The organism is Priestia sp. GS2 (assembly GCF_036409025.1).
GTDB classification, from domain to species: Bacteria; Bacillota; Bacilli; order Bacillales; family Bacillaceae_H; genus Priestia; species Priestia aryabhattai_A.
The window spans coordinates 3,677,408-3,694,032 of sequence record NZ_JAZGJX010000001.1 but is presented as its reverse complement, the minus strand read 5'-3'; the positions used below and the strand labels follow the sequence as shown (position 1 = coordinate 3,694,032).

Below are 16,625 nucleotides of genomic sequence, written 5' to 3'. Positions count from 1 at the left end.
AAAGTAGGAAATTTATTTCAATAATCGATATGATAAAAAAATACATAGTTAAAAAGGGGAGATTTCATATGCAAGTACAGTTTGAAGCGCTTATTTTTGACTTAGATGGTGTAATTGTTGATACAATAAACTTCTACTACCAAGCAAATAAAATGATTGCTGATGAGGCAAATGTTTATTTTACACAAGAATGGAATCAACAAATGCAGGGAATTAGCCGCTATGAGACAGTTAAGCAAATTGTAAGACAAAGTGACAAGGTTTATTCGGAAGAAGAGATACATGCATTAGCAGAAAAGAAAAACCATCATTATCAAGCATTAATTGAAACGTTAGATGAAAAGGCAATCTTACCTGGCATTTTTCAGTTGATAAAAGAAGCAAAAGCAGCTGAAATCAAGCTTGCAATCGCATCTTCTAGTTCAAACGCGATGTATGTATTGGAAAAAATCGGATTGCGGTCTTATTTTGATAAGGTTGTAACCAGTAGAGACGTAAAGCGTGGGAAGCCAAATCCAGAAATTTTTTTAACAGCAGCAAAAGCAATCGGTATCCATTCTAGAAACTGTGTTGCGATTGAGGACGGAATTGCAGGCTTAACCGCCATTAAGCAAACTGATATGTTTTCCATAGGAGTAGGGTTACACGAAGGAATGGAACAAGCGGATTGGCAAGTGTCTTCTACTCATGAACTAACGTTTGAGAGTGTAAACAAGAAGTTTGTAAACCGTTAATTGATTGAATGTAACGTCATCTATACAAATACTTATTATATTGTTTACATAGAAGTCAAAGACTAGGTAATAAAACATGTTAACCTAAAAATAAAACACAGCAGGGGGAATCAGAATGATTAAATGTGTTGCCACTGATATGGATGGAACATTAGTAAATAGTGAACAACAAATTAGTATAGAGAACAGCGAAGCAATTAAAGCTGCACAGCGTGAAGGTGTGGAAGTTATCGTAGCAACTGGGCGTTCATATGAGGAAGCTTCTTATGTATTAAAAGAAGCTGGTATCGAGACGTTCCTTATTTGTACAAACGGGGCAGAGGTTAGAAATAAAAAAGGTGAGAAGCTAGAAGCTTTTGGAATGACCCTTGATAAAATTAAAGCTGTTGAAGCAATTTTTAACAAGCATGAGCTGTACTTTGAAGTTTATACAAGTGATGGCACATACTCCAATGACTATGATAAAGCACTTTCTGTTGTAATGGATATCTATATGAGTGCTAGCTTAAAAAATCAGTATGATGAATTGCTAAAAGCAGCAAAAAAACGATTTGAAGAAGGAAAAGTAAAATTAATTGATGCGTATGAACCACTATTTCAAGATTCAAGTATCTTAATTTATAAAATGTTGGCTTTTTCATTCGATGATGAGAAGTTAAAACGTGCACGTGAAGAACTAAAATCATTTCATGGCATTGCTGTAAGCTCTTCAGGTAAAGAAAACATTGAAGTGAATAGTGAAGAAGCTCAAAAGGGAATTGCATTAGAGAAATTTGTGAAAAGTCGAGGTATCTCTTTACAAGAGACAATGGCAATCGGGGATAACTATAATGATCTTTCGATGTTTCATAAAGTAGGAATGGCCGTTGCAATGGGCAATGCACCCGAAGAAATAAAGCGTCATGCTCATGTCGTGACAAAAACAAACGATGAACACGGTGTAGCTGAAGCAATTCAAAGCATATTCAAGCCCGTATAAAAAAAGCACGCTTACGCGTGCTTTTAATTTGTTATTAACTCGTTTTTACGGCGATAAGCGCCATGATTTGTTGGCCCTACGTATTGATTTAATGGGAAAGAGTGGCGAATTGCTTCGGTAATAAATTCTTTAGCTGTATAAATAGCTGATTTCACATCATTCCCTTTAGCTAATTCCGCCGTAATTGCTGCAGAATATGTGCAGCCAGCTCCATGAGTAAAAGTCGTTTGAATTAGTTCAGACTCTAACAGTTCGAACGTTTCACCGTCGTATAGAACATCTACAGCCTTATCATGATTTAATTTACTTCCACCTTTAACTAATACAAACTGTGCACCTAAACTATGGATTTCTTTCGCAGCTTTTTTCATTTCTTCAATTGTCTTAATTGATCCAATTCCGCTTAATTGTCCTGCCTCAAATAAGTTTGGAGTAACAACCGTTGCTCTTGGTACTAATACATCGCGTAGACTAACTGCTGTTTCTGGGTGTAGTACTTCATCTTCTCCTTTACAAACCATAACAGGATCAATTACTACATTTTTAAGAGCATGCTCATCAATAGTCTTTGCTGCTAGCTCAATAATTTCGACTGAGCCAAGCATACCTGTTTTAAGAGCTTGCACACCTACCCCTTTTACAATGGTATCTAACTGCTTCTCGACAGTTGATGTTTCCTGTGGAAAAACATTATGTGACCAACCGTTTTCTGGATCCATTGTCACAATTGTAGTAAGAGCAGTCATGCCATAAACACCTAACTCTTGAAATGTTTTTAAATCCGCTTGGATGCCTGCACCACCACTAGTATCTGAACCAGCAATTGTAAGCACTTTATTCATACTCATGGAAAATCCTCCTTCGATCTAAGCTACTTATTTTCTTTTATTCTAGCGCTTTTATAGTAGAGATTCAATTTACAAAATTAAACTTTTTGAATCAAAAATAACTATTCAATGAAAGGTAATAATGTTTTACTAATATATAATTTTTGAAAAAATAGCGAAGTGTGAGAGACGAGGGATGTTTTCTTTAAATAATTTGTTATAAACAACAAAGGTCTCTCTAGATAGAGAGACCTTAATTTATTAAATAGAAGTTAACTCTTTGTTTAAGGCAACTTCAACTGGTACATAATCATAGTCTAAGTCGCGTGCCACTGCTTCATATGTGATTGCGCCATTTGCTACGTTTACACCTAATTTAAGTGCAGGGTTTTCTTGAATTGCTTTATAAGCACCTTTGGATGCAATTTGTAAAGCGTATGGTACAGTTACATTTGTAAGAGCAATTGTAGATGTACGAGGTACTGCACCTGGCATATTTGCAACAGCATAGTGAACTACACCGTGCTTTTCGTACGTTGGTTGATCATGAGTGGTGATATGATCTACTGTTTCTACAATACCACCTTGGTCAATTGCTACGTCAACAATCACAGACCCTGGTTTCATTGTTTGTACCATTTCTTCTGTTACAAGTTTAGGTGCTTTTGCACCTGGAATTAACACAGCACCAATTAATAAGTCCGCTTGAGCAACCGCATCGGCGATGTTATAAGGGTTTGAAACCAGCGTATTGATTTGATTGCCGAAAATATCGTCTAATTGGCGAAGACGTTCAGGGCTTAGGTCAATGATTGTTACATCTGCACCAAGTCCGATTGCTAACTTAGCAGCATTTGTTCCAACAACACCGCCGCCGATAATCGTTACTTTGCCACGACTCACTCCAGGTACGCCAGCTAATAGAATACCTTTACCACCGTTTGATTTTTGTAGGAATTGAGCACCGATTTGAGAAGCCATGCGTCCTGCTACTTCACTCATTGGTGTTAATAACGGTAACGTTCTGTTTACTGCAACTGTTTCATATGCGATAGCTGTGACACCTTTATCTTTAAGCGCTTGTGCTAAAGCAGGCTCCGCAGCTAAGTGTAAATAAGTAAATAAAATTAAACCTGGGCGGAAATAATCATATTCGCTAGGTAGAGGCTCTTTTACTTTCATGACCATTTCAGCTTGAGCCCAAACGTCAGCAGCTAATTCAATGATTTCTGCTCCAGCTTTCATGTAGTCTTCATTCGTAAATCCACTTCCGATTCCTGCTTCAGCTTCTACTAAGACGCGATGACCTGTACCAACAAATGATGCTACTCCTGCAGGCGTAATCGCTACACGGTTTTCGTTGTTTTTAATCTCTTTTGGTACACCAATAATCATAATATGTTTCCTCCCTTAAAATAGACGAAATCTTATTTCTAGGTACAGTATATAAAAAACTTTTTTCTTTTTCTTTGTTAGGAAAAAAGAAATCAATCATATTATTTTGTAAAAATACACAAATGGAAGCGGTTACTATTTGGATTTTTCTGATTATTTGTTAGGTGTTCTGACATAGTTTGAGTCTTTTGGTCTATCTGAAGAAAAGAGCCATTCTTCAGGAAGAATGGCTCTGTTACTTAATTTGATGGAGGATTTTTATACTTTTGTAATTTAATATCTAAATAAAGCGTAATTTTTTGGTTTGTATCCTTTAAGTTAATATCACCAATCTCTGAAATGCGCTTTAAACGATAGCTTAAAGTATTAATGTGAACATTTAATACTTTAGCAGCATCGTTAATGTTATTATCCGAATCTAAAAATACTTCGAGAGTTTCCACTAAGTTACTGTTGTGGCGCAAATCGTACTCGTTTAATTTAGCCAATGAGTAATTTTCAAAGCGATCTTGCGTTCTTTTTTCTAGCAGCACGTCTAAAAATTGATAGATACCTAATTCTTGATAGCCCGCGATATGAGCTGTTTCTTTTGGGAACTTCTTCTTAATGTCCAATACGTTTAGTGCTTCATTGTAGCTTTTGGCGATGTGGTCATAAGAAGAATACATGCTGCTAAAGCTAGATTCAATTTGCTCAATTGAGAATCGTTCCTCCATTGTATCTTTAAAGAATGTTACAAACTCATGCTGATCTTTTAATGGAGCTAAAATTGAATCTAAAGAAAGGAACAAAATTAGATCATTGCAGTCAATTGTATATAGAATAATTTTCAAACGGTGCATGGTTTTTAATAAATAAGAAATTTGACGTTCAGCTTCTGGTGTAATATCTTCCTGAAATCGAAATACTGCAATCGAAAAAGACGTAGGTGGAGTAATTTGCGCATCATAAAAAGCTTGCGTAATATCTTCTTTTGACTCCATGTGTCCTGTGAGTAGCTTCCAAAAAAACTCTTGTGAGCGTTCCTCACGCTTGTACTTGCGAATTTGAAGCTGAAGTAATTTATTGCGAAGTACCGTAGCGGCTTTCTTTAATAGAAATAACTCTTCTTCATTTAAGGCCTTATCGACTTCTACAGCCCAAATAAAACCTAGCACCTCTTCGTTTTTCCAAATTGAAATAGCTACGCGATTTCCCAATCCAATTTCATTGATATTTTCGACGCGAATAGGGTCATCTGTTTTTAATAATTGAGGAATGATCCCTTCTTTCCACAAGTTATTAATTACTTTCTCTGGTACACGTCGGCCAATTATTGTTGCGATACGGGCTTGATCTGTCCGTTCGTCATGCGTACTATATGCCAAAAGACGGTGGTTAGAATCTTCAATAGTAATTGGGCATTGTAAAACTTCACTAATACGGTCTGCAAACTCTTCAAGCGTGTCAAAGTTTTCCTTAAATGGATCTCGAATCGGTTTGTTCATATTAAATCCCTCTTTAATAAAAATAATTACATATTGATTTATCATAAATCTTTTGATAATCTTTTGACTATTGATTAAAAACATTTTGTGAAAATAGACAAAAACAAATTAGTCTTTTTAATGATTTTAACAAAAAAACTTGTCTAAGAAAATGTTAAAATTATATCAGGGAATCATTTATTAGAGCTTATTTAGAATGTAAGCGCTAACAGATGGGGAGGAAGCATCAATGGACATTCTAGATATTTTAGGGAAAATCAATGGAGTTCTTTGGGGAACACCTAGCTTAATTCTTTTATTTGGGACAGGCTTATTTTTAACCTTTGCATTAAGAGGCCTACAGTTCCGTAAGTTGATGTATGCGTTCAAATTAGGATTTACAAAAGAAAAGGAAGAAGATGCAAAGGCTGAAGGTGATGTAAGTAACTTTAAAGCTTTGATGACAGCTTTAGCTGCAACAATTGGTAACGGTAATATTGCTGGTGTAGCAACAGCCATCACGCTAGGTGGACCAGGGGCAATCTTCTGGATGTGGATTGTAGGGTTACTGGGAATGGCTACAAAGTATGCTGAAGCCTTATTAGCAATGAAATTCCGTGTGAAAAATGATAAAGGTGAATATTCAGGTGGTCCGATGTATTATGTCGAAAGAGGGTTAGGACCAAAGTTTAAAATTTTAGCTATCGCATTTGCTCTTTTTGGAGCCTTTGCCGCATTAGGTATCGGAAACAGCGTTCAGTCTAATACAATTGCAAGCGTTGTAGACGAAAGTTTTGGGATTAGTGGCATTGTAACAGGGATTGTATTAGCTGTTTTAACAACTTTAATTATCTTTGGTGGTATTCAGCGTATTAGTACAGTGGCAGGGGTTTTTGTACCGCTGATGGCTTTACTATACATTGCTGGTTCACTATTAATTATTTTCTTAAATGTTGATAAAATTATTCCATCATTTGCATTGATTTTCGAATATGCATTTTCACCAGTAGCTGCAACAAGTGGATTTGTTGGCATTGCGGTTTCTGAAGCAATTCGTAGCGGAGTATCACGTGGAATCTTCTCAAATGAAGCAGGTTTAGGAACGGCTGCTTTAATTGCAGGGAATGCTCGTTCAGATCATCCGGTTAAACAAGCCCTTGTGGCGATGACAGGTACATTTATTGTTACTATTGTTGTTTGTACAATGACAGGTTTAGTACTAATTATTACAGGGTTCTGGGACCCAACAGGAGGAGCTATCTCTGGTGTGGCGCACAACGCTAACTTAGATGGAGGAGCCTTAACTTCAGCAGCCTTTGCCGCATCTTTAGGCAAAATTGGTGAATATATTGTTGCATTTTCTGTTATTTTCTTCGGATTCTCAACAATTGTAGGTTGGTATGTATACGGAGAAAAATGTTTTGAATATTTATTTGGCACAAAAGCAACAGGTCTTTATCGTGCAATTTATGTAGCGGCTTGTGGCCTTGGGGCAGTAGCAAACTTAACGGTTGTTTGGGCATTTGCAGATATGGCGAATGCACTGATGATGATTCCAAACTTAATTGCTCTTGTGTTGTTATATAAAGTTGTTGTTCATGAAACAAATGATTATTTTGAAAATCATTACAAAGTAGCAACAATGAAAAAAGCAAGCTGATATCAAAAAAGCGTCTGCATAAGCAGGCGCTTTCGTTTTTTTTTTAAATAAAACCGTGGTACTATACAGATATGTATAATACATGATATGAAGGTTGCTGCTTCTAGCTTGAATGTTTTTGTGTGGTTCAGTTAAGATTAAAGTGGCTAATTCATATTAAAAAACGAAGGGAAGAGAGAACATGACAAAGCAGCAAATTGGTGTTATTGGCTTAGCGGTTATGGGAAAAAACCTTGCGCTAAACATTGAAAGCAGAGGCTATTCAGTATCTGTTTACAACCGTTCACCGGAGAAAACAGAAGAGTTTTTAAAATCCGAGGCAGAAGGTAAAAACTTTGTTGGTACATACAGTGTCGAAGAGTTTGTTAATTCTCTTGAAAAACCACGTAAAATTTTATTAATGGTTAAAGCTGGTGCAGCAACAGATGCAACAATTGATTCGTTAAAACCATACCTTGAAAAAGGCGATATTTTAATTGACGGTGGTAACACATTCTTCCAAGATACAATTCGTCGAAATAAAGAATTAGAAGAGCTTGGTATTAACTTTGTTGGTACAGGCGTTTCAGGCGGAGAAGAAGGCGCATTAAAAGGTCCTTCAATCATGCCTGGTGGTCAAAAAGAAGCTTATAAGCTAGTAGAGCCAATCTTAAAGTCTATCTCTGCTAAAGTAGAAGGAGATGACTGCTGCACATACATCGGACCAAATGGTGCAGGGCACTATGTAAAAATGGTTCATAACGGAATTGAATATGGCGATATGCAGCTGATTTCTGAAGCGTACTTCATTATGAAAAACGTTTTAGGTTTAGAAGCAGATGAATTACACGAGGTATTTGCTGAGTGGAATAAAGGAGAATTAGATAGCTACCTTATCGAAATTACAGCTGATATCTTTACAAAGAAAGATGACGAGACAGGCAAGCCGCTTGTTGACGTGATCTTAGATACAGCAGGACAAAAAGGTACTGGTAAATGGACAAGCCAAAGCTCATTAGACTTAGGTGTGCCTCTACCAATTATTACAGAGTCTGTATTTGCCCGTTTTATTTCAGCAATGAAAGAAGAGCGTGTAAAAGCAAGCAAAGTATTAAGTGGTCCAGAAACAACTTCTTATGAAGGCGATAAAACAGAGCTAATCGAAGCAATTCGAAAAGCGCTATATATGAGTAAAATTTGTTCATACGCACAAGGATTCGCTCAAATGAAAGCTGCGTCTGAAGAGTATGATTGGAATCTACAATATGGCGATATTGCGATGATCTTCCGCGGTGGTTGCATCATTCGTGCACAATTCCTACAAAAGATTAAAGAAGCATACGATCGTGATGCAGACTTAACAAACTTATTGTTAGATCCGTATTTCAAAGATATCGTAGAAGGATATCAATCTGCGCTTCGTGAAGTAATTTCAATCGCAGTTAAACAAGGTATTCCAGTACCAAGTTTCTCAAGCGCGTTAGCTTACTATGACAGCTACCGTACAGAAACACTTCCAGCCAACCTTTTACAAGCACAACGCGACTACTTTGGAGCTCATACGTACCAACGTATTGACAAAGAAGGCGTATTCCACACAGAGTGGTTAAAGTAAAAATAATGAATAAGAAAGCGGGTTGCTTTTGACAGCAACCCGCTTTTTCTATTCGACAAAGCATTTGTCGAATAAAAACGCAGCGAATATTTCGCTGCGTTTTTGCTTTCATTATTTATTGTTTGAGAAGTTACCTTCCCCAACAGGCCACCACTGGAAGCCTTCTTCAGCAAGAAGAGCATCCGATGCTTTTGGTCCCATTGAACCTGATTCATAGTTCGGGAAGTCTGTTGCTTTATTTTGCTCCCAAGCTTCTGAGATAGTATCAACAAATTTCCATGATAGAGCAACTTCATCCCAGTGTGTAAAGTTTGTCGCATCTCCAAGCATGCAATCGTAAATTAAGCGTTCATAAGCTTCTGGCGTATTCATCTTATCTCCGCAGTTATTGCAGTAGTTAAGGTTAATTGGCGTAGAAGCTGTTGCTCCTGGTGTTTTACGCGCATTTAAATGAAGAGTAATCCCTTCTTCTGGTTGAATATGAATAACAAGTAGGTTAGGATGAATATCCTTACCACGATTGAAGTATAAGTTCATTGGTAAATCTTTAAACTGAACAACAATAGTTGTTGCTTTTTCTTTCATGCGTTTACCTGTACGAATATAAATTGGTACACCAGCCCATCTAAAGTTGTCAATCATTAGTTTACCTGAAACAAACGTTGCAGTATTAGACTCTTCATCCACAGAATTTTCTTCACGGTAGCCAATTACTTCGTTTTCTTCCACAATCCCTTTTCCGTACTGGCCGCGTACAAAGTATTGATCTACCTCATCCGTTGACATTGAACGAAGCGCACGTAATACTTTTACTTTTTCGCTACGAATTTCTTCTGGTGTAAGTTTAATTGGTGGCTCCATAGCTAATAGAGCAACCATTTGTAAAATATGGTTTTGAACCATGTCGCGTAGTGCACCTGAAGATTCATAATAGCGTCCACGATCTTCTACACCAAGCGTTTCACTTGATGTAATTTGGATGTTTGAAATATATTGGTTGTTCCAAAGAGGCTCAAATAGCGCATTTGCAAAGCGAATTACTTCAATGTTTTGAACCATTTCTTTTCCAAGGTAGTGGTCAATACGATAAATTTGATCTTCAGAGAAAGCGTGACGAATTTGCTCGTTAAGCTCTTTAGCAGATTCATAATCGTGACCAAATGGCTTTTCAATTACAAGGCGGCTCCAACCTTCAGTAGCTGTTAAACCTTCATTTTTTAAATTAGACGCAATTGTTCCAAAGAATTCTGGGGCCATTGCTAAATAGAAAATACGGTTTCCAGGAACATTGTATTGTGTATCAAGCTCTTCCGTTAATGTTTTTAACTCTTGATATGATTCTACGTTTGTAACATCAAATGGCTGGTAGTAGAAGTGTGAAGCAAACGTATCAATATCAGCGTCTTCTGTTTGCAGATTACCAACAGACTTTTTAACGTTTTCACGTAACTCTTCGTTTGTCCATGGTCTTCTGGCTACTCCAACAACTGCAAAATCTTCGGATAGTTTATTTTCTCTATATAAGCGGAAAATAGATGGAAATAGTTTACGTTTTGCTAAATCACCTGTAGCTCCAAAAATTACAATAATTGATTTTGGCTGTTCATTTGTCATTGCTTCTAGACCCTCTCTTTATCAAAATTACGTTTAGTTTAAGCTAATATATCTAATATAAAATTGTAACGATTTATAAATGGTAAAGCAAATCTATATGATTTGTAGTTATTATTCCATGTTTTGCATGAGTTTAAAAGTATTTTGTTTGGTAAATGAAAAAAGCTACGCCAATTAAACGGCAGTAGCAATGTTTTGAAAGCGCTATTTGTATTGATATAATGCACCTAATGATTTTTTACGATCTAAAAAAGAATGGGCAGAGTCAATATATAAAAAAATAGGACAATGTTCTAGCAGAGGATGCCTTTGAAAGAATGCTTTTTCAGAATGATATAGGGTATTTAAATAAAGCGGCAAAATTTCTAAAAGATGCATATAACGCTCTAGTGCTGTATCTTCTGAAATAGTATGGTCAATATAAAAATAAAGTGACAGTGAGTAGAATCCTTTATTGAATAAAAAAGAAGCCAAGCATTCGTTACGACTTTTACTAATATGATCATAGGCAAATTCTAAACCGACGTAAATGGACGGTATTGACGATTGATGGGATGGGAAAATGGTATATTTTCGAGGAATCATCGGTTCGGTAGGTGTAATTCCTAATCCGTATGTGACATCCACTTGGCGGGGACTAGCAATTATCATATAAACCCCTCCTTAATAGGAAAAGATGCACTCTTTATAGTGTATACAAAAGCAACTTGAACATGACTTTAACTGGAGAAATATGGTGATTATAATGTGTTATTCACTGAAAGCATGCAGTTTAGGTACAATAACAAAAGAATGAAGAATTACATAATGACTAAATATGAAAGGGATGAACGATATGTCTATTTTAAAAAATGATTGGAATGAGTTATTAAAGGCGGAATTCGAAAAGGAATATTATATTCAACTGAGGCAGTTTCTTGTGAATGAATATAATAGCGAAACTGTATATCCTGACCGATATGATATTTTTAACGCTCTACATTATACTCCTTACAAGGATGTTAAAGTTTTATTATTGGGTCAAGACCCTTATCATGGACCTGGTCAAGCTCACGGGTTAAGCTTTTCCGTTCAGCCTGGAGTAAAAACTCCACCTTCACTTGTAAACATTTATAAAGAATTACATCAGGAGCTAGGATGTGAAATTCCTAATAATGGATACTTGACTAAATGGGCTAAGCAAGGGGTATTGCTTTTAAATACGGTATTAACTGTTCGACGCAGCCAGCCGAACTCCCATAAAGGACAAGGTTGGGAGATTTTCACAGACCGTATTATTGAACTGGTTGCTCAAAAAGAGGAGCCCGTGGTTTTTTTACTTTGGGGTAAGCATGCGCAGGCCAAGAAAAGCTTGATTACGGGAAAACATCATTTAATTTTAGAAAGTCCTCATCCAAGTCCATTTTCTGCAAATCGTGGATTCTTTGGTAATAATCATTTTCTCTTAACAAATAATTTTTTACAAGAAAATGATTGTACACCAATTGACTGGCAAATTGATAACATCAAATCGTGAACATTTAGCGAACTACAATTGAATCATCGCTCAACTTATGAATTTTTGATAAACTATAAACAGATTAGATTCGCAATAGGCAAAGTAAAAGAGGTGAAATGGTGGAAATAAAGTTAGAACAGCTATTAGATAAAATGAGTGCGGAGTTAGCAAAAGCGAAACAAGAAGCGCATCATTCTGCTCGCGTGAGGGATCAATTAATCGCAATTAAAACATTATGTGAACTGGCATTAGCTGACGGAAATTCATCTTCTTCAGTCAAATCAACAGCTCCATCAAGCGTTGTCATGCCTTCACAAATTCAAGCTCAGCCTTCGATGCAACAACAAATCATTCAATCATCTAGGCAAAATTTTGAAGGGGAAAAGCTTGCTTCAGACGATGCTAACGGAGATAGCTTATTTGATTTTTAAAAAAGGGGTAGGAACATGAAAATCTTTGTTATTTTAGGTGCTATCAATGCAGCTTTAGCTGTTGCTTTAGGTGCATTCGGAGCTCATGGATTAGAAGGCAAGATATCGGAAAAATATTTAGAAGTATGGAAAACAGGTGTTCAATATCATATGTTCCATGCTATCGGCTTATTTGTAGTCGCTTTCTTACTTGCAAAGGCTCCTCAGTCAACGTTGTTGTCAACGTCAGGTTGGTTGATGATGGGTGGTATTGTATTATTTTCAGGTAGCTTATATGTTTTAAGTACGTCTGGAATCAAGGTATTAGGAGCTATCACACCTTTAGGCGGGGTAGCATTCATCACAGCTTGGGTATTAATTGTTATTGCAGCGTTGAAATGGTGAAAAAAGGCCTCTAGCTTAAAGCTAGAGGCCTTTTTTTAACGAGGTGAGTAATTGCTTAATGGTGGTCCGCCACCATTAAAGGGATAGGTATACTGAATTTCCTCATCGAACGTAATGTAATCTAAGTAAACCATTAATAGTAAGTAACGCTTCCCTGTTTGTGGGTCGCTTAAGATTAAGTGGTCACGCCCAGCGGCTTCAATGATACCTTTGAAGACTTTAGCATTCCATTGATTATTATTTTCAAATGTCATGTAAACCGTTGCAATTTTTCCGCGATTTAAACGCAAAATGTTTTCAATATATGACTCTTCTATTGGTAGCTGGCCAGGGTCTTGAGGAGCACCGGAACCTCCCGATGGAATTTGAGGCGGCATTTGTCCAGATGGACTTTGTTGCTGACCTCCACCACCTCCTTGTTGCTGTTGATAAGGCGTATAGTAAGGATAGTTATAGCTCATATATGGGTTTTGCATATAAGGCTGGGTCTGATTTTGGTTACCTTTTGGTTTTTTCATAGTACCCTCCTTTAATTCTACATGTATTTAGTAAACACTCGGACAATCCGCTTGAGTTGGTGCAAAAAAGCAATGAGACTTGAACCTTCCAGTGTTTGGTTGGTTATACCATGTAGCGGGACAGTTGCCACCTGGTTTAAAAAACCATAAAGAATTTGTAGCTGGTGAAAATCTTTCTCCTCTTAATACACGGCGAGCTAAATCAATATCTGCTTGCCGTGCACGCTGATAAAAATATCCTTTTTGCGTGGCTTCAAAACCTCCAGGGCTTTGGAAGACCATCTGTCTGATGGTTCGAATATCTTTAAAGTCTAAACAAGAAGCTCTTGCTCGGTTCACACCCACGTTACCTACAAGAAGCATTCCTTGTTTTCCTTCACCTTCAGCTTCAGCTCGCAGGAGTCTGGCTAGAAGCTTAACATCTTCTTCGGTGTGCGCGACAACCGCCATTTCCTCACCTCGCTTACCTGTGACGCTATTGTATGTATATGAATAAAAAGAGAGAATATGACCATTAAAAGGGCATAAAAAATGCTTCCCCTTATAAGAGAGGAAGCATAGGATTAGACTGAAAGAAAGTGATTGAATCGATCGACTTCAAGTAAGTTCCCAACGAAGAAACTACCAAACTCTCCATAGCGTGCACTTACTTCATCGAATCTCATTTCATATACGAGTTTTTTAAATTGTAATACGTCATCAGCGAATAACGTAACGCCCCATTCATAGTCATCAAAGCCAACAGAGCCTGTAATAATTTGCTTCACTTTACCTGCATATTGACGGCCAATCATACCGTGACTGCGCATTAAGCTACGGCGCTCTTCCATCGGCAACATGTACCAGTTGTCGTCACCTTGACGACGCTTATCCATTGGATAGAAGCAAACATACTTCGATTTTGGAAGAGTTGGGTATAAGCGTGCACGAATGTGCGGATTTTCATATGGATCTTCACCTGCTGGTAAGTAGTTACTTAACTCAACAACAGATACATATGAATAAGCTGGGACAGTGAATTCTGCTAGCTTTGTTTTATTGAATTCATTTTCAATTTCATTTAGTTCTTCCATCGTTGGACGTACAAGCATGATCATAAAATCTGCTTTTTGACCGACAATACTATATAGTGCATGACTTCCTTCAGCTGCATTTTCCGTACTTGTCCACTTTTCTGTTAAGGCTAAAAATTCATGAATAGCGGTTTCGCGTTCTTCGTTTGATAGCTGTTTCCATGCTGTCCAATTGATTGTTCGAAAATCATGAAGAGCGTACCATCCATCCAGTGTTTGAGCTGCTTCTGCCATATTCTTTCACTCCTAAACTACAGTATAATGACTTCTAGTTTTACTATATCATAGTTTATCCGAATGCTTGGATTGAAAAACTCATGAATTGTGATTAAAAAAGCACAATTTACGCTATGCTAAAAGGGCAGTTGAAAGTATATTTAATTGAATTTTAGAAATTTAAAGACTTTTTACTGTTATCAAATTGTTAAAGGACATGCCTTTGATTTTTTTTCGAAGTGGAGTATCCTATTACATGGAAACTGTTTTTTAACATATTGAGGAGGACTTAGTTTGAGCAATTTATTTACTGGTTTAAAAGAAAAGGTATCTGCAAGCAATGTATCAATCGTATTTCCAGAAGGTTTAGATGAGCGTATTCTTGGAGCGGTAGCTCGTTTAGCTGCAGATAAAGTTGTAACGCCAATCGTTATTGGAAACGAAGAAGAAGTACAGGCTAAAGCAAAAAGCTTGAACGTAATTTTAGATGGAGTGCAAATCTTTGATCCTCATAATTATGATGGATTTGATGAAATGGTAGCTGCATTTGTAGAGCGCCGTAAAGGAAAAGCGACTGAAGAAGCAGCGCGTAAAATTTTATTAGACGAAAATTACTTTGGCACAATGCTTGTTCATATGGGCAAAGCAGATGGCCTTGTAAGCGGAGCTGCACATTCAACAGCTGATACAGTGCGTCCAGCGCTACAAATTATTAAAACAAGAGAAGGCGTAACAAAAACATCAGGCGTATTCATCATGGTTCGTGGTGACGAGAAGTACGTATTTGCTGATTGTGCAATTAATATTGCTCCAAATAGCCAAGATTTAGCTGAAATTGCAATCGAAAGTGCACGCACAGCTAACATGTTTGACGTAGATCCACGTGTTGCAATGCTTAGTTTCTCAACAAAAGGATCAGCTAAATCACCAGAAACTGAAAAAGTAGCAGATGCTGTTAAAATTGCAAAAGAGATGGCACCAAACCTAACTTTAGACGGTGAATTCCAGTTTGACGCAGCATTTGTACCATCTGTTGCTGAAAAGAAAGCACCGGGTTCAGATATTAAAGGTGATGCAAATGTATTTGTATTCCCAAGTCTTGAAGCTGGTAATATTGGATACAAGATCGCTCAACGCTTAGGTAATTTCGAAGCAGTTGGCCCAATTCTTCAAGGTTTAAACAAGCCGGTTAACGACCTTTCACGTGGTTGTAACGAAGAGGATGTATACAAATTAGCTTTAATTACAGCTGCTCAAGCACTGTAAACGCATAAAAAAAACGCCATTTAACGGCGTTTTTTTTATGCGTTTAGAAAAGCCCCTAACGCTTTTTCGTTTCGGTCATACATTCGTTGTAGCTGTGTGTCAAACAATTCAAGTTCTGCTGCTTGTAGGGGAACCATCTCTAAGGAAGCTCCGGTGGATTGTAATGTTTGAAACGTTAGCATCATTACATCGCTTACCGTTAGCTCAACGTTTAACAGCTGTGAAAGAGAGGCCATTGTCTCTGGAACAATCGTTGGATATGTAAACTTTGTCTCAGTATTTGCTAGGCCTCTTTGGTAAAATTCTTTAATAACACTAGCTCTTTTGGCTCCATCACCTGATACGCAGAGATAAATCTGTACAGCAACTCCACCTCGTACACGGCGCTGTGAGATACCTGCAAATTTTTGACCACCGATGCTTAAGTCGTAGCTTCCTGGACAGTATGAACCGACAATTTCTCTTGCTTCAATGTCAGTTGTATAGCCAGCAAACATTGCTTTAATTAAATCAAACATCGCATCATATCCTCGGTCTATATCAATGCCTTTTTCTGCATCCGGAAAGATAAGTGAAATATTTAGAACACCTTCATCAAGTACGACGGCTAGTCCTCCAGAATTCCGAACAATTGGTTTATAGCCTTGTTCTTGCAAATAGCGAATACCTTCAGCTAAACGTGGAAGCTTTGTGTCTTGAATACCAAGAACAATTGTATCGTGATGCACCCAAGAGCGAACTGTCGCGGGAGACTCGGCCTTTCCAACACTTGTACAAAGAGTATCATCTATCGCGAAAGATTGCTTTGCATCAAATTCTGGACCTAAGCTTGATTGATCAATGATGCGCCATTTTGGCTGTTGTAAAAGATTTGATTTATATATAGACATGTTCCATAACTCCTTTATGAAGTAAACGAACATATTATAGCATATTTAAGAATCAGAGTATGACAAGGCGTAAGTTAATT

The 16,625-nt window shown here is 37.3% G+C and carries 17 protein-coding genes; 8 read left to right on the top strand and 9 right to left on the bottom strand.

The features are described from left to right. The first annotated feature begins 68 nt into the window (after window positions 1–68). Both pgmB and V2145_RS18905 read left to right on the top strand, forming a co-directional pair. Window positions 69–734, top strand: a complete 666-nt coding sequence (gene pgmB, locus V2145_RS18910) for a beta-phosphoglucomutase (RefSeq protein ID WP_094910982.1) — start codon at window positions 69–71, stop codon at window positions 732–734. 115 nt (window positions 735–849) lie between these two features. Then, complete coding sequence (locus tag V2145_RS18905) at window positions 850–1,713, top strand: Cof-type HAD-IIB family hydrolase (protein ID WP_094910983.1); 864 nt, start codon at window positions 850–852, stop codon at window positions 1,711–1,713. Between the two features lie 23 nt (window positions 1,714–1,736). On the opposite strand, the gene pdxK is transcribed toward V2145_RS18905, so the two are convergent. From pdxK to V2145_RS18890, 3 genes are all read right to left on the bottom strand, one after another. After that, a complete protein-coding gene (gene pdxK / locus V2145_RS18900) occupies window positions 1,737–2,561 on the bottom strand; it encodes a pyridoxine/pyridoxal/pyridoxamine kinase (protein ID WP_094910984.1) in 825 nt (274 codons plus the stop codon). Between the two features lie 240 nt (window positions 2,562–2,801). After that, window positions 2,802–3,935: an alanine dehydrogenase gene (ald, locus tag V2145_RS18895; RefSeq protein WP_094910985.1), complete on the bottom strand. Its 1,134-nt coding sequence runs from the start codon at window positions 3,933–3,935 to the stop codon at window positions 2,802–2,804. A 239-nt stretch (window positions 3,936–4,174) separates the two neighbouring features. Further along, window positions 4,175–5,422: a PucR family transcriptional regulator gene (locus V2145_RS18890; RefSeq protein ID WP_311856064.1), complete on the bottom strand. Its 1,248-nt coding sequence runs from the start codon at window positions 5,420–5,422 to the stop codon at window positions 4,175–4,177. 229 nt (window positions 5,423–5,651) lie between these two features. Between V2145_RS18890 and V2145_RS18885 the strand changes: the two genes are divergently transcribed. Both V2145_RS18885 and gndA read left to right on the top strand, forming a co-directional pair. Continuing rightward, window positions 5,652–7,061, top strand: a complete 1,410-nt coding sequence (locus tag V2145_RS18885) for an alanine/glycine:cation symporter family protein (protein ID WP_179289224.1) — start codon at window positions 5,652–5,654, stop codon at window positions 7,059–7,061. Between the two features lie 181 nt (window positions 7,062–7,242). Further along, the gene (gene gndA / locus V2145_RS18880) at window positions 7,243–8,655 is read left to right on the top strand and encodes an NADP-dependent phosphogluconate dehydrogenase (RefSeq protein ID WP_094910987.1); all 1,413 of its coding nucleotides are present in this window, start codon (window positions 7,243–7,245) and stop codon (window positions 8,653–8,655) included. A gap of 111 nt (window positions 8,656–8,766) precedes the next feature. Here gndA and zwf read toward each other — a convergent pair whose 3' ends face one another. After that, entirely contained in the window at window positions 8,767–10,269 is a 1,503-nt protein-coding gene (zwf, locus tag V2145_RS18875) for a glucose-6-phosphate dehydrogenase (RefSeq protein ID WP_094910988.1), read from the bottom strand. 204 nt (window positions 10,270–10,473) lie between these two features. Beyond that, window positions 10,474–10,920, bottom strand: a complete 447-nt coding sequence (locus tag V2145_RS18870) for a staygreen family protein (RefSeq protein ID WP_094910989.1) — start codon at window positions 10,918–10,920, stop codon at window positions 10,474–10,476. Window positions 10,921–11,104: 184 nt separating this feature from the next. Here V2145_RS18870 and V2145_RS18865 point away from each other — a divergent pair, with 184 nt between their 5' ends. From V2145_RS18865 to V2145_RS18855, 3 genes are all read left to right on the top strand, one after another. Further along, window positions 11,105–11,785, top strand: a complete 681-nt coding sequence (locus V2145_RS18865; protein WP_311856065.1) for a uracil-DNA glycosylase — start codon at window positions 11,105–11,107, stop codon at window positions 11,783–11,785. A 101-nt stretch (window positions 11,786–11,886) separates the two neighbouring features. Continuing rightward, on the top strand, window positions 11,887–12,198 hold the full coding sequence (locus V2145_RS18860; RefSeq protein WP_094910991.1) for a YwdI family protein: 312 nt from the start codon (window positions 11,887–11,889) through the stop codon (window positions 12,196–12,198). Between the two features lie 15 nt (window positions 12,199–12,213). Continuing rightward, window positions 12,214–12,582, top strand: coding sequence for a DUF423 domain-containing protein (locus V2145_RS18855; protein ID WP_094910992.1), 369 nt, complete (start codon window positions 12,214–12,216; stop codon window positions 12,580–12,582). Between the two features lie 35 nt (window positions 12,583–12,617). Here V2145_RS18855 and gerQ read toward each other — a convergent pair whose 3' ends face one another. The 3 genes from gerQ to hemQ all read right to left on the bottom strand — a co-directional run bounded on the left by gerQ (window position 12,618) and on the right by hemQ (window position 14,407). Then, window positions 12,618–13,100: a spore coat protein GerQ gene (gene gerQ / locus V2145_RS18850; RefSeq protein WP_094910993.1), complete on the bottom strand. Its 483-nt coding sequence runs from the start codon at window positions 13,098–13,100 to the stop codon at window positions 12,618–12,620. Between the two features lie 27 nt (window positions 13,101–13,127). Beyond that, window positions 13,128–13,550 carry a cell wall hydrolase gene (locus tag V2145_RS18845; RefSeq protein WP_094910994.1) on the bottom strand — a complete coding sequence of 141 codons (423 nt, stop codon included), beginning with the start codon at window positions 13,548–13,550 and terminating at the stop codon, window positions 13,128–13,130. 113 nt (window positions 13,551–13,663) lie between these two features. Beyond that, window positions 13,664–14,407 carry a hydrogen peroxide-dependent heme synthase gene (hemQ, locus tag V2145_RS18840; RefSeq protein WP_094910995.1) on the bottom strand — a complete coding sequence of 248 codons (744 nt, stop codon included), beginning with the start codon at window positions 14,405–14,407 and terminating at the stop codon, window positions 13,664–13,666. A 276-nt stretch (window positions 14,408–14,683) separates the two neighbouring features. On the opposite strand from hemQ, the gene pta reads away from it, so the two are divergent. Beyond that, window positions 14,684–15,655, top strand: coding sequence for a phosphate acetyltransferase (gene pta / locus V2145_RS18835; RefSeq protein WP_094910996.1), 972 nt, complete (start codon window positions 14,684–14,686; stop codon window positions 15,653–15,655). 35 nt (window positions 15,656–15,690) lie between these two features. Here pta and V2145_RS18830 read toward each other — a convergent pair whose 3' ends face one another. Beyond that, the gene (locus V2145_RS18830; RefSeq protein WP_330988100.1) at window positions 15,691–16,545 is read right to left on the bottom strand and encodes a lipoate--protein ligase family protein; all 855 of its coding nucleotides are present in this window, start codon (window positions 16,543–16,545) and stop codon (window positions 15,691–15,693) included. Window positions 16,546–16,625 lie beyond the last annotated feature (80 nt).

What these genes read in the sequence shown, in the direction of transcription:
- pgmB (WP_094910982.1), top strand. Translation starts at nt 69, where the DNA reads ATGCAAGTACAGTTTGAAGCGCTTATTTTTGACTTAGATGGTGTAATT.
- V2145_RS18905 (WP_094910983.1), top strand. Translation starts at nt 850, where the DNA reads ATGATTAAATGTGTTGCCACTGATATGGATGGAACATTAGTAAATAGT.
- pdxK (WP_094910984.1), bottom strand. Translation starts at nt 2,561, where the DNA reads ATGAGTATGAATAAAGTGCTTACAATTGCTGGTTCAGATACTAGTGGT.
- ald (WP_094910985.1), bottom strand. Translation starts at nt 3,935, where the DNA reads ATGATTATTGGTGTACCAAAAGAGATTAAAAACAACGAAAACCGTGTA.
- V2145_RS18890 (WP_311856064.1), bottom strand. Translation starts at nt 5,422, where the DNA reads ATGAACAAACCGATTCGAGATCCATTTAAGGAAAACTTTGACACGCTT.
- V2145_RS18885 (WP_179289224.1), top strand. Translation starts at nt 5,652, where the DNA reads ATGGACATTCTAGATATTTTAGGGAAAATCAATGGAGTTCTTTGGGGA.
- gndA (WP_094910987.1), top strand. Translation starts at nt 7,243, where the DNA reads ATGACAAAGCAGCAAATTGGTGTTATTGGCTTAGCGGTTATGGGAAAA.
- zwf (WP_094910988.1), bottom strand. Translation starts at nt 10,269, where the DNA reads ATGACAAATGAACAGCCAAAATCAATTATTGTAATTTTTGGAGCTACA.
- V2145_RS18870 (WP_094910989.1), bottom strand. Translation starts at nt 10,920, where the DNA reads ATGATAATTGCTAGTCCCCGCCAAGTGGATGTCACATACGGATTAGGA.
- V2145_RS18865 (WP_311856065.1), top strand. Translation starts at nt 11,105, where the DNA reads ATGTCTATTTTAAAAAATGATTGGAATGAGTTATTAAAGGCGGAATTC.
- V2145_RS18855 (WP_094910992.1), top strand. Translation starts at nt 12,214, where the DNA reads ATGAAAATCTTTGTTATTTTAGGTGCTATCAATGCAGCTTTAGCTGTT.
- gerQ (WP_094910993.1), bottom strand. Translation starts at nt 13,100, where the DNA reads ATGAAAAAACCAAAAGGTAACCAAAATCAGACCCAGCCTTATATGCAA.
- V2145_RS18845 (WP_094910994.1), bottom strand. Translation starts at nt 13,550, where the DNA reads ATGGCGGTTGTCGCGCACACCGAAGAAGATGTTAAGCTTCTAGCCAGA.
- hemQ (WP_094910995.1), bottom strand. Translation starts at nt 14,407, where the DNA reads ATGGCAGAAGCAGCTCAAACACTGGATGGATGGTACGCTCTTCATGAT.
- V2145_RS18830 (WP_330988100.1), bottom strand. Translation starts at nt 16,545, where the DNA reads ATGTCTATATATAAATCAAATCTTTTACAACAGCCAAAATGGCGCATC.